Source organism: Mycobacterium lacus (assembly GCF_010731535.1).
GTDB lineage: Bacteria > Actinomycetota > Actinomycetes > Mycobacteriales > Mycobacteriaceae > Mycobacterium > Mycobacterium lacus.
Genome location: NZ_AP022581.1, coordinates 3,569,149 through 3,581,627 on the forward strand (window position 1 = coordinate 3,569,149; position 12,479 = coordinate 3,581,627).

Genomic DNA, 12,479 nt, shown 5'->3' on the forward strand with positions numbered 1-12,479 from the left:
CAACCATCGCAAACCCTTCCCACCGGCGGTGTCGGCAGGGCAGGCTATCGCCATGGCAAAGCGCACCATGATCTGGAAGGCCTCCAAAGTGTTAGCCGTGCTCGCCGCGACGCTGATCGTCGGCGCCTGCGCAGGGACGGCGCAGGCGCGCAGCATCACCTTGACCTTCATCCGCAACGCCCAGACGCAGGCCAACGCCGACGGGGTCATCGACACCGACGTGCCCGGCCCCGGCCTCACCGCCGAGGGCAAAGAGCAGGCCCAACGGGTTGTGCACTCCCACAATGACTTCGACAGCATCTACGCGTCGACCATGGCGGCGGACCAGCAGACCGCCGGGCCGTTGGCCAGCCAACTCGGCAAGCGCGTCGAGATCGTGCCCGGCCTGCAGTCGATCAACGCCGGCTGGTACAACGGCAGGCCCGAGACGTGGGCCAACTCGACGTACCTGCTGGCGCCGGTGAACTGGATCAACGGCGATGTCGGCAACAGCATCCCGGGCTCGATCAGCGGCCGCGATTTCAATTCCCAGTTCACCGCGGCCGTCCGCAAGATCTACGACAGCGGCCACAACAAGCCGGTCGTGTTCTCCCAGGGGGAGGCGATCATGGTGTGGACGCTGATGAACGTCAAGAATCCGAAGACCGGGCTGCTGGCCAGCCATCCACTGCCCAACATCGGCCGCGTGGTGATCACCGGCGACCCGGTGAACGGCTGGACGCTGGTGAATTGGGACGGCGTCCGCAACCTCACCTGAGCGCTGAGCCCGAGGTTGACGCGTGCGGCCATGAGCCGCCACGATGGGCTGCATGCGGTATCTCGTTACCGGCGGTACCGGGTTTATCGGGCGCCGCGTCGTCTGCCGTCTGCTCGACAGCCGGCCCGACGCGCAGGTGTGGGTCCTGGTTCGCCGGCGGTCGCTGGGCCGGTTCGAACGCCTCGCCAGCCAGTGGGGTGACCGAGTAAGGCCGCTGGTCGGCGAGCTGCCGCAGCTCGAATTGACCGAGCAAACCATCGCCGGGCTGGGCGATATCGACCATCTGGTGCACTGCGCGGCGGTCACTGTCGAGGGCACCCGCGCCGTCGTCGAGCTGGCGCTGGGGCTGGACGCCACGCTGCACCACGTGTCGTCGATCGCGGTGGCGGGCGATTTCGCCGGCGAGTACACCGAGGCCGACTTCGACGTCGGCCAGCGACTGCCGACTCCCTATCACCGGGCGATATTCGACGCCGAGTCGCTGGTGCGCGCCACGCCCGGGCTGCGCTACCGCATCTACCGCCCGGCCGTGGTGGTCGGCGATTCCCGCACCGGCGAGATGGACAAGGCCGACGGGCCGTACTACTTCTTTCCGGTACTGGCGAAGCTGGCGGTACTGCCGTCGTTCACCCCGATCCTGCTGCCCGACGCCGGACGCACCAACGTCGTCCCGGTCGACTACGTGGCCGACGCGCTCGTGGCACTCATGCACGCCGAGGGCGCCGATGGCCGGGCTTTCCACTCGACGGCGCCGAAAACCATTGGGCTGCACGGCATCTACCGCGGTGTCGCCGATGCGGCCGGGCTGCCGCCGCTGCGCGGGTCGCTGCCCGGCTCGACGGCCACCCCGCTGCTGAAGGCGCGCGGGCGGGCCAAGGCGCTGCGTGACATGGCGGCCACCCAGCTGGGGATTCCACCAGAGATTTTCGACGCGATCGACCTGGCGCCCACATTCGCTTCGGACGAGACCCGGAAGGCGTTGCGCGGCACCGGAATACAGGTACCCGAATTCGCCACCTACGCACCGCGGCTCTGGCGATACTGGGCCGAGCATCTCGATCCGGATCGCGCCCGTCGCAACGATCCCCTGGTGGGCCGGCACGTCATCATCACCGGTGCGTCCAGCGGCATCGGCCGGGCGTCGGCCATCGCGGTCGCGGAGCGAGGTGCGACGGTGTTCGCGTTGGCCCGCAACGGCGACGCGCTCGACAAGCTAGTGGCCGAGATCCGCGCCAACGGGGGCCAGGCCTACGCCTTCACCTGCGACGTCACCGATTCGGCGTCGGTGGAGCACACCGTCAAGGACATCCTCGGCCGGTTCGACCATGTCGACTACCTGGTGAACAACGCCGGCCGGTCGATCCGCCGCTCGGTGGTCAACTCGACCGACCGGCTGCACGACTACGAACGGGTGATGGCGGTCAACTACTTCGGCGCGGTGCGGATGGTGTTGGCGCTGCTGCCGCACTGGCGTGAGCGCCGGTTCGGGCACGTCGTCAACGTTTCCAGTGCCGGCGTGCAGGCCCGCAATCCCAAGTACAGCTCGTATCTGCCCAGCAAGGCGGCGCTGGACGCCTTCGCCGACGTGGTTGCCTCCGAGACGCTGTCCGATCACATCACGTTCACCAACATCCATATGCCACTGGTGGCCACGCCCATGATCGTGCCGTCCCGGCGACTCAACCCGGTGCCGGCGATCAGCGCCGAGCGCGCGGCGGCGATGGTGGTGCGCGGGCTGGTCGAGAAGCCCGCCCGCATCGATACCCCACTGGGCACCCTCGCGGAGGCCGGCAACTACTTCGCGCCGAGGCTGTCGCGGCGAATCCTGCATCAGCTCTATCTGGGCTACCCCGATTCGGCTGCGGCGCGCGGGGTTTCGCCCGCCCCCGACCTGGGCCGCCCGCCCGTGCGTCGTCGGCCCAAGCGCCCGGCCCGGGTGGGACTCCCGCGACCGGTCAGACGCTTGGGCCGGCTGGTGCCCGGCGTGCATTGGTGATCACTTCTCGCAGGTGAATTGGTTGACGTCGATGTATCCGATGCGGAACATCTCGGCGCAGCCGGTCAAGTACTTCATGTATCGCTCGTATACTTCCTCGGATTGAATCGCGATGGCCTCGTCCTTGTGGGCCCGCAGCGCGGCTGCCCACCTGTCAAGCGTTTTCGGGTAGTGCGGCTGTAACGATTGAACGCGGGTCACGGTGAAGCCGTTGGCGGTGGCGCGCTCGGTCACCATCGGTATCGAGGGCAGCCTTCCGCCCGGAAAGATCTCGGTGACAATGAATTTGATGAATCGGGCGAACAGGAACGACATGGGCAAGCCGCGTTCGATGATTTCCTTCGGGTGCAGCCCGGTGATGGTGTGCAAGAGCATGATCCCATCCTCGGGCAGCAGGCGATGCGCCAAGGTGAAGAACGCATCGTAGCGCTCATGCCCGAAGTGCTCGAAGGCGCCGATGCTGACGATCCGGTCGACGGGCTCGTCAAACTGCTCCCAACCCTGCAGCAGAACCCGCTTGGAGCGGGGGCTTTCGGACTTGGCGATCAGTTGCTCGACGTGGTGGGCCTGGTTGCGGCTCAGCGTGAGGCCGACGACGTCGACGTCGTATTTTTCCACCGCGCGCATCATGGTGGCGCCCCAGCCGCAACCCACGTCGAGCAACGTCATGCCGGGTTGTAATCCCAGTTTGCCCAGCGCGAGATCGATCTTGGCGATCTGCGCCTCTTCCAGCGTCATGTCGTCGCGCTCGAAATAGGCGCAGCTGTACGTCTGGGTCGGGTCGAGAAACAGGCGGAAGAAGTCGTCGGATAGGTCGTAGTGCGCCTGCACGTCGTCGAAGTGTGGCTGTAAGTCGTCGGGCATTGGGCTAGCCTAATCGGCGTATCGTGACGGCGATGAACGCCGTCTTCGCCGACGTCGACACCGGCATCGATGACGCGATGGCGTTGGTGTACCTGCTGGCCAGCTCTGACGCCGAGTTGGTCGGCATCGCCTCGACGGGCGGCAACATTGCGGTCGATCAAGTGTGCGCGAACAACCTTGGTTTGCTCGAATTGTGCGCGGCCGCAGACATACCCGTGTCCAGGGGCGCCGACCAGCCGCTGCGTGGCCGGTGGCCCGATCACGCAAAATTCCACGGCCCCAGGGGTTTGGGCTATGCCGAGCCACCGCCCACCGATCGCCGGCTCACCAGTTACGATGCGACGGCGGCCTGGGTCAATGAGGCGCACGCGTTTCCTGGTGAGCTGATCGGGTTGGTGACCGGCCCGCTGACCGACCTAGCGCTGGCGCTGCGCGCCGAGCCCGCGCTGCCGACGCTGTTGCGCCGGTTGGTGATCATGGGCGGCGTGTTCGACGACGACGTCATGGCCGAATGGAACATCCGCGTGGACCCCGAGGCGGCGACCGAGGTGTTCGCGGCGTGGACTGGACAACGACAACTCCCAATCGTGTGCGGTTTGGACCTCACCCGGCGGGTCGCGATGACGCCGGACATCCTTGCCAGGCTGGTGTCGGCCTGCAGCCCGTCCCCGTTGATCCGGTTGATCGAGGACGCGCTGCGGTTCTACTTCGAGTCCCACGCCAGCCGCGGACATGGGTATCTGGCGTACATGCACGACCCGCTGGCCGCCGCGGTCGCGCTGGATCCGGAACTCATAACGACCCGGGCGGCGGCGGTGCATATCGAGCCCACGGGTGCGACGGTCGCCGACTATTCGGGGGGCCGAGAACCCAACGCACGGATCGGCATTGACGTCGACCCGGAGGCATTCTTCGACCGGTTCGCCGAACGGGTCGGACCGTTCGCGCGCCGGCTGGGTGTCCCGCGCCGAACGTGAACTGGCGGCGAGATTTTCGCGCTCAAAACTTTTCGCCGTGACGTCACGCTCGGTGAAGGCGGCCAAGGAATGACCCGGGAAACCCTAAAGGTAGCCCGCGCCGGTTATTCATAGATTCCTTCCAGGTACCAGCGCCGCTGGCGGTAGCACAGCAGCAGCGCGCGCTCGCTCTGTAGCAACACCTGGGCGCGGGCGGTGCGGCTCCCCTGACCGGTCGCCTCCGGGTCCCACCACCGCTCGTCGACCGGCCAAGGCCCGGCCCACCAGCGCAGCCGATCGTCCCGGCCACGGATGGTCAGCCGCGCCGGTTCGGCGGAAAACATTCCCCGGCTGGTCACCCGTATCGGATTTCCTTGGGCGTCAACCAACTCCACCGGATCGTCGAGCAGCACCGCCGGCGCCGGCCCGGGCAGTTGGCCGGGCCACGGCCGACCCGGGTCGGCCCGCGGCGCCGGCTCGTCGCCCAGCGGAGTCAACGTGATGCGTTCCGCCGGCCCGCGACCGCCGGACAGCACCGGCACCTGCACCGCCTCCGGGCCGAGCAGGCCCTGCACCCGCACCAGCGCCCGACGGGCCCGTAGCCGGTCCTCCTCGCCGAGCCCGCCCCATAGTGGTAACTGCAGCGCCTCGACGGATACCACCTCCACCGCCTGCAGCCGTAACAGTGTCACCGGGGCCGAGGGTCGGTCGCGGGCATTCCGGTTGCTCAACCACCCGTCCAGTTGCCAGCGCACCCGGTCGGCGGTGGCATCCTCGGTCAACGGCTCGGCGCACCGCCATACCCGGGTCAGCTCTTCGTCGTTGGCGGTGACGGCGTGAATGGCCAGCCGGGTACATCCCACCCCGGCGGCCATCAGCGCCTGATGCAGCGTGCCCGCCAGCGAGCGCCCGGCGAATGCCGCCGCGTCAACCCGGTCGATCGGCGGATCGCATTCCAGCTCGGCGTCGAGTTCCGGCGCCGGCTCCCGCCCGCACGGTCCCCGCTCCGGTTCGCCGCGGGCGAACCGGTGCGCGGCCACCCCGTCGGCGCCGAACCTGGAAGCCACGTCGGTAACCGATAGCGCGGCGAACTGCCCGATGGTGCGAATCCCCATCCGCCACAACAGATCCGCCAGCTCATCCCGCCCCCGACCGGACAGGCTTGGCTCGGTGGCAAGCTGCTGGATCGACAGCGTCGACAGAAACCGCGCGTCGCCTCCTGGCGCCACGACACGCCCCGCCCGCGCAGCGAGGACCGCGGTGGACATCTGGTCGGCGATCCCCACCTGACACTCGGCGCCGGCCGCGGCCACCGCGTCGATCAGCCGCTCGGCCACCTGCTGCTCGGACCCGAAGAATCGGGCCGCCCCGCGCGCCGGTAGCACCAAGAGCCCGGGCCGCAGCACCTCGGCGCGGGGCACCAGATCGTCCACCGCCGCGATCACCCTCTCGAAGAACCGGGCGTCACGGTCGGCGTCGGCGGTCGCGATGTGCAGTTGCGGGCAACGGGCCGCCGCCTCCCGGCGCCGCAGCCCTCGGCGCACACCCGCGGCGCGTGCGGCCGACGAACAGGCGATCACCCGGTTGGCCAGAGTGACCGCAACCGGAGCCGTCGCGGGCTGGCCGGCGACCGCGGCCGCCGCGACCGCCGGCCAGTCCATGCACCAGATCGCCAGCACGCGCGAAGAGGCCACAAGATTCACCCCGCCCGGGCGATCGCCCGTCCCGCAGCGCTGATCTGCAGCCGTACCCGACTGATCCGTCCGAACCCTGGGGCGGGCACGCCCCCGAGAGCCGGGGTGATCTCATAGCCGCAGACCCGGGCCTGAAGCCGCGTCGGCGCCCCTTCCCAATCGCCGTCGGTGACCAGCAGGGTGCAACCTTTATGGCGCGCTCGGGCCACCACCGCCCGAGCCCGCGTCCGCGTCACCCGGCGCCCACCCAGACCGAGCGCCACCAGGTCCATGCCATCGATGAGCACCGCGGCCACCTCAACCGGATCGGTCCCGGGATCCGGTATCACCGCGAGCCGGCTCAGATCCGCACCCATCTCCACAGCGGCCAGCAGGCCGATGTCCGGCTGGCCGACGATAGCGGCGTTGCCCCCCGCCGCCGTCACCGCGGCCACCATGCGCAGCAGCAGCGACCGGGCTCCCGACAGCACCGCCACCGTTCCCCGGGGTAACGGTGCCGGCTGCGCCGGCAACAGGTCGTCTGGGGTGTGTTTCCCAGATATTGCCTCCATCTGCCGTCGCAGCGATTCGAGCTGGTCAGAGGCAAAAGCTGCAGTCACGACCAGCCTCCTTTTGGACATCATTCGAATATATGTTCGAGTAAACACCCGCCCTTGGACCCCGTCAAGGCGCGTGAGACGCTGCCTTGTGCGGTCGCGCAGAATCATTCCGGTGCTGGTGTGGCTCTTGGTGTGGTGCGGCCTCACGGTGGTCCCATCGGCCAGCGGTGACGGGTCGACCTGCCAGCCCGCAGAGCTATTCGCCGCCGACGAATCACCGCTGTTCGAGCCGCAAGCCGTCGTGACCATCGCACTAACCGGAGCGGCGGTGACGGGATCGACCCCGGTCGACGGGGTGTTCTGGTCGAACGAGCCGCGGCACATCACCTACGAGCGCGCACGCGAATTTCATCTGTGCGGTGTCGACGAGCCCACCTTGCATACGGTTGCCGAGGCGCTGCGCAGCCAGTTCAACCAGGGATCGGTGCTGACCTTCGAATACCTGCCGCGGACCGAAGCGGACGCGGTCATCATCACCGTGCCCGACATTGACATCGCACGCTTTCGGGATGCCTTCGTGGCCGATTCAGCCGCACACCAGCGACTGCGGGGAGGATCTGTCACCACCGCAGACCACATCTTGATCCTGGTTGCCGGCAACGGCGATCTCGACATCGCACACCGGCTGGTGGGAGCGGCCGGCGGCCGCTGGAGCGCCGCCACCATTGCTTACGGCAGGCGCGAATTCGTCAACTCGGCCTGAGTCGCATTGGCCGCATTGGTCACAGCAGCCCCTGGACCGGGTGACACACTTTTTGCCCGCCTCACCGCGACAGATTGTCGCGCTGAGGTGGGCATAAAGAGCATCCCTCCCGACAGATACCACTGTGGCAGGTGTGACAAACGCCGCCGAAACCGCCGCCCTACTCCCACTCGATGGTGCCGGGCGGTTTGCTGGTGATGTCTAGCACCACGCGGTTGACCTCGGAGACCTCGTTGGTGATGCGGGTCGAGATGCGCTCCAGGACCTCGTAGGGCACTCGGGTCCAGTCCGCGGTCATGGCGTCCTCGCTGGACACCGGACGCAGCACGATCGGGTGACCGTAGGTGCGGTTGTCGCCCTGCACGCCGACCGAGCGGACGTCGGCCAGCAGCACGACCGGACACTGCCAGATCTGATTGTCCAGGCCCGCGGCGGTCAGCTCCTCGCGCACGATCGAGTCGGCACGCCGCAGCGTGTCCAGCCGCTTCGCGGTGACCTCGCCGACGATTCGGATTCCCAGGCCAGGCCCCGGAAACGGTTGGCGCGCAACGATTTCCTCCGGCAGGCCCAGCTCCCGCCCGACCGCGCGCACCTCGTCCTTGAACAGCAGCCGCAGCGGCTCCACGAGTTTGAACTTCAAATCGCCGGGGAGACCGCCGACATTGTGGTGGCTCTTGATGTTCGCGGTGCCACTGCCACCGCCTGACTCCACCACGTCCGGATACAGCGTGCCCTGCACCAGGAACTCAATAGACTTATCGCCCAACATATCCCGCACCGCGCCCTCGAATGCCCGGATGAATTGCCGGCCGATGATCTTGCGCTTGCCCTCGGGCGCGCTCACGCCGGACAGCGCCTCGAGGAAGGTGTCGGCGGCGTCGACGGTCACCAGGTTGGCGCCGGTGGCGGCTACGAAATCGCGCTCCACCTGCGCCCGTTCGCCCGCGCGCAACAGTCCGTGGTCGACGAACACACAGGTCAACCGGTCGCCGATGGCGCGCTGCACCAGGGCCGCGGCCACCGCGGAATCCACCCCGCCGGACAGTCCGCAGATCGCGCGCCCGTCACCGATCTGGGCACGCACCTGCTCGATCAGCGCACCGGCAATGTTGGCGGGCGTCCACTCCCGCCGATCCCGGCGAAGTCGTGCAGGAACCGGCTGAGCACCTGTTGCCCGTGCGGGGTGTGCATCACCTCCGGGTGGTACTGCACCCCGGCCAGGCGCCGATCGGCGGCCTCGAACGCGGCCACCGCGGCACCCGCGCTGCTGGCCACCACGTCGAATCCCTCCGGCGCCGCCGTGACCGCGTCGCCATGACTCATCCAGACCGGCTGGACGTCGGGCAGGCCCGAATGCAGTTCGCCGCCAAGGACTTTCAGCTCGGTGCGGCCGTACTCGCTGGTGCCCGTGTGGGCGACGGTTCCACCGAGCGCCTGCGCCATGGCCTGGAACCCATAGCAGATGCCAAACACCGGCAGACCGAGATCGAACAATGCCGGATCGAGTCGCGGAGCCCCCTCGGCGTAGACACTGGCCGGCCCGCCGGAAAGCACCAGCGCCAGCGGGTTGCGGGCCCTGATCTCCTCGATCGCGGCGGTATGCGGGACGACCTCGGAGAACACCCGCGCCTCTCGGATGCGCCGGGCGATCAATTGGGCGTACTGGGCACCGAAGTCGACCACCAGCACGGGTCGAGCCGGCACTCCGGCCGCGTCGAGGTCAGCAGGTTCGGCCACGGGGAGTCAGTCTAGAGGCTGGCGGAGGCCCGTTACGGACGACGCCAGTGCTGCCGCCGCCAACCGGGCCTTCTTGCGTCCCGATAGCGAGATCCGCCGGTCGTAGACGATCGCCGGCGATGCCTTGATAACGGCCAGCTGATGCCGATAGATGGCGGACATGGTCGCGCAGCAGGCGGCGCTGCGGCGGTCAAGGTGCCCAATCAGCCGCAGTCCCAGCGAATACCAGTCCGCGGCGCGGTCGGCACTGAACCGGAGCAGTGCCGCCAGCCGACCGTCGGGGTCGTCAAGCGCCCCCGTGTCGTCCAGGCCAAGGCGCACGCCGAACCGTTCCAATTCGTCGCGCGGCAGATAGATCCGCCCATTCAGCAGGTCCTCGCGTACGTCGCGGAGAATGTTGGTCTGCTGCAGCGCGATTCCCAACTGATCGGCGTACCGCGACGTCGCCGGCCCGACGGGTCCGAAGACGGAAAGACACAGCCTCCCGATCGTCCCGGCGACCCTGCGGCAGTAGACCACCAATTCATCGAAGGTGCGGTAACTCACGCCGTCGACATCCATGCGGACGCCGTCGATCAACTCCCCGACCGTCGCGATCGGCACCGGAAACCGGCGGGCCGCGTCGGCCACGGCGAGCAGCACGGGGTCGGACGAATCATCGATATTCTCAAGCGATTTGCTGATCGACGCCAGCTCGGCGAGCTTGGTCTCGGGCGCCAGCCGACTGTCGGCGACATCGTCGATCCGGCGTGCGAGCGCATAGACCGCGCACAAGGCCACTCGCTTTTCGCGCGGCAAGAGCCGGATGCCGTAGTAGAAGTTCCTGGCTTCCGCACGAGTGGTGCCCTCGGCGATCCGGTATGCCTGGTCGACCGTTGTCATCGCCATCTCAGCTCACCTCCCGGGGCACGGAGAGTTGAACCTGCACCTAGAGTGGCGGGCGCCCGGTTCGGGCTTGCATACGCTCGTCGATCGCGACCATGCGCAGGAACGTAGCGTTGCCTGCAGGGTCAGCCAAGGGCAAATTGACCGGACAAGCGCGCACAATTTGTGCACATTGCACTGGTTCTGGCGCGGCCGGTGGACGAGCCTAGCTACCTAGCAGAAATGCCCTCGCGGAGGGCTGCGCCGACAGGAGCGAACGGATGACACGCACCGACGACGACACCTGGGATCCGGCCTCGAGCGTGGGCGCGACCGCCACCATGATCGCCGTGGCCCGCGCGATCGCCACCAATGCCGATCGCCCGTTGATCAACGATCCGTTCGCCGAGCCGCTGGTGCGCGCCGTCGGAATCGATCTGCTTATCCAGTTGGCCAGCGGTGCGGTACGGCCCGAGGATGTGGGCGAACACGCCACCGGGGGTAAGTGGATGATCGACAACATCGCCGTCCGGACCAAGTTCTACGACGACTTTTTCCGTGACGCCACGACAGCGGGCATTCGGCAGGCGGTGATTCTTGCGTCCGGGCTCGACACGCGCGCGTACCGGTTGGCCTGGCCGTCGGGCACGGTGGTGTACGAGATCGACCAGCCCGGGGTCATCGAATTCAAGACGCATGCCCTGGCCGATATGGACGCGGAACCCACCGCGGAACGGCGCGCCGTGGCCATCGACCTGCGCCGCGAATGGCCGACCGCCCTGAAGGATGCCGGCTTCGACCCGGCCAGGCCGACGGCCTGGAGCGCCGAGGGGTTGCTCAGTTATCTGTCGCCGCAGGCACAGGACCGCTTGCTCGACACGATCACCGCGCTCAGTGCCCCCGGCAGCCGGCTGGCCACGCAAAGCGCGCTCGTGCTCGACCCGGTTGACGAGGAAAAGAAGAGGAAGCGTATGCAAAGCGCGACCGAAACATGGCGTCAGCGCGGCTTCGATCTCGACCTGACAGAGCTGATCTATTTCGATGAACGTCACGACGCCGCCAGTTACCTAGTCGGCAACGGCTGGCAGGTCACGCGCAGCGCCGCAAAGGAACTCTTTGCGGCCCAAGGGTTGCCGCCCTTCGACGACGACGACACAAGCCGATTCGCCGGCCGCCACTACATCAGCGCCACGCTGCCATAGGGAGGTTCAATCGCGGCCACCGGTGGCGCGCAGGCAGAGCCACGCCGCGTCGGCCAGGACCTCCACGTCGCCCGGGCCCGGCGGACCCGGGATGACGCCCAGTAGCCAGGAACGCACCAACTCCTGAGCGGGACCCAACCAAAGCGCCTGACTGTGCGCCGGACTCAGCGGTCGCAGCGTCCCGTAGTGAGCGTGTGGGCGCCACCACGAATGCAGTGCGGCGACGAAGCGCTCGTTGCACTGCATCAACTCGCCCTCGGCCGCCCGCAGCACCGCCGGTTCGGTCATCGTGATGAGGAACCGCGCCAGCTGCGGGTGATCGACACACCAGCGCAGGTGCATGCCAACGATCGCCCGCACCGCGGCCTCCGCGTCGGCATGCCGCGCAAGCTCGGCGAGGAAGGCCTGCTGGTAACGCATCACGCAGTCGACGTAGGCCGCACCCGCGAGCGCCTCCTTGCTGGGGAAATGGTGGAAGAGACTGCCGTTGCTGACCCGCGCGTCGGCCTGAACTTGCCGCAGCGACGTCGCGTTGAGGCCCTGAGCGAGAAAACGATCGAGCGCCGCATCGATGATCGCCGAACGGCGGTCGCTGCGGGGACGAGCGGTTGCCGGGGTCGCTGCCATACTGCTAGAGTAATACTCTAGTTTTAGAGAGCACTACTCTGATAGGGTGGACGATGGACCGCGAACGCACCACCGAGCTGGCCGAGCGGCTACTCGAGGCATGGAACACCCAGGAAGTCGAGCGTGTCGTCGGTTGCTACACCGCCGACGTCCGCTACCGCGACCCGAACACCCGAGGATTTGTCGAGGGGTCGGAGGCGATGCGCCGCTACCTGACGAAGCTGTTCGGCCGCTGGCAGATGCACTGGACCCTGCGGGACGCCTATCCGCTGCGCGACGCCGAAGGCGCCGCCGTGCTATGGCGGGCCAGATTCCGTTCCAAAGACAACCACGCCGAGGTCGAAATCGATGGCATGGACCTGGCTTTGGCGCAGGGTGATCGGCTGAGCCGCAACGACGTCTACTTCGATCGCGCGGCGTTGGCGCCGCTGGCCGCGGTCGGGGGCTGACTCCGGTAAGCGCGAACTTGCCTCGGCACGG

The 12,479-nt window shown here is 67.8% G+C and carries 11 protein-coding genes and 1 pseudogene; 6 read left to right on the top strand and 6 right to left on the bottom strand.

What is annotated here, in order from left to right; all coding sequences use genetic code 11:
- Positions 1 to 52 precede the first annotated feature (52 nt).
- The gene (locus G6N24_RS16340) at positions 53 to 757 is read left to right on the top strand and encodes a histidine phosphatase family protein (RefSeq protein WP_085160784.1); all 705 of its coding nucleotides are present in this window, start codon (positions 53 to 55) and stop codon (positions 755 to 757) included.
- Between the two features lie 52 nt (positions 758 to 809).
- Positions 810 to 2,753: an SDR family oxidoreductase gene (locus tag G6N24_RS16345; RefSeq protein ID WP_085160782.1), complete on the top strand. Its 1,944-nt coding sequence runs from the start codon at positions 810 to 812 to the stop codon at positions 2,751 to 2,753.
- Here G6N24_RS16345 and cmaA1 read toward each other — a convergent pair whose 3' ends face one another.
- Complete coding sequence (gene cmaA1, locus G6N24_RS16350; RefSeq protein WP_085160780.1) at positions 2,754 to 3,617, bottom strand: cyclopropane mycolic acid synthase CmaA1; 864 nt, start codon at positions 3,615 to 3,617, stop codon at positions 2,754 to 2,756.
- A 32-nt stretch (positions 3,618 to 3,649) separates the two neighbouring features.
- Here cmaA1 and G6N24_RS16355 point away from each other — a divergent pair, with 32 nt between their 5' ends.
- Positions 3,650 to 4,594: a nucleoside hydrolase gene (locus tag G6N24_RS16355; RefSeq protein WP_085160778.1), complete on the top strand. Its 945-nt coding sequence runs from the start codon at positions 3,650 to 3,652 to the stop codon at positions 4,592 to 4,594.
- Between the two features lie 104 nt (positions 4,595 to 4,698).
- Here the strand turns inward: G6N24_RS16355 and G6N24_RS16360 are convergent, their stop codons facing one another.
- Entirely contained in the window at positions 4,699 to 6,234 is a 1,536-nt protein-coding gene (locus G6N24_RS16360; protein ID WP_085160800.1) for a DNA polymerase Y family protein, read from the bottom strand.
- Positions 6,235 to 6,272: 38 nt separating this feature from the next.
- Positions 6,273 to 6,866, bottom strand: coding sequence for a hypothetical protein (locus G6N24_RS16365; protein ID WP_139822411.1), 594 nt, complete (start codon positions 6,864 to 6,866; stop codon positions 6,273 to 6,275).
- A 112-nt stretch (positions 6,867 to 6,978) separates the two neighbouring features.
- Between G6N24_RS16365 and G6N24_RS16370 the strand changes: the two genes are divergently transcribed.
- Complete coding sequence (locus G6N24_RS16370) at positions 6,979 to 7,569, top strand: hypothetical protein (protein WP_372514541.1); 591 nt, start codon at positions 6,979 to 6,981, stop codon at positions 7,567 to 7,569.
- 160 nt (positions 7,570 to 7,729) lie between these two features.
- On the opposite strand, the pseudogene guaA reads toward G6N24_RS16370, so the two are convergent.
- Positions 7,730 to 9,306, bottom strand: a pseudogene (gene guaA, locus G6N24_RS16375) (glutamine-hydrolyzing GMP synthase).
- 6 nt (positions 9,307 to 9,312) lie between these two features.
- Positions 9,313 to 10,188 (bottom strand): presqualene diphosphate synthase HpnD, encoded by an 876-nt coding sequence (hpnD, locus tag G6N24_RS16380; protein ID WP_085160796.1) that lies wholly within the window; start codon positions 10,186 to 10,188, stop codon positions 9,313 to 9,315.
- A 263-nt stretch (positions 10,189 to 10,451) separates the two neighbouring features.
- Between hpnD and G6N24_RS16385 the strand changes: the two genes are divergently transcribed.
- Positions 10,452 to 11,372 (top strand): SAM-dependent methyltransferase, encoded by a 921-nt coding sequence (locus tag G6N24_RS16385; RefSeq protein WP_085160772.1) that lies wholly within the window; start codon positions 10,452 to 10,454, stop codon positions 11,370 to 11,372.
- A 6-nt stretch (positions 11,373 to 11,378) separates the two neighbouring features.
- Here G6N24_RS16385 and G6N24_RS16390 read toward each other — a convergent pair whose 3' ends face one another.
- Positions 11,379 to 11,999: a TetR/AcrR family transcriptional regulator gene (locus tag G6N24_RS16390; protein WP_085160770.1), complete on the bottom strand. Its 621-nt coding sequence runs from the start codon at positions 11,997 to 11,999 to the stop codon at positions 11,379 to 11,381.
- Between the two features lie 53 nt (positions 12,000 to 12,052).
- Between G6N24_RS16390 and G6N24_RS16395 the strand changes: the two genes are divergently transcribed.
- Positions 12,053 to 12,448, top strand: coding sequence for a nuclear transport factor 2 family protein (locus G6N24_RS16395; RefSeq protein WP_085160768.1), 396 nt, complete (start codon positions 12,053 to 12,055; stop codon positions 12,446 to 12,448).
- Positions 12,449 to 12,479: the final 31 nt, after the last annotated feature.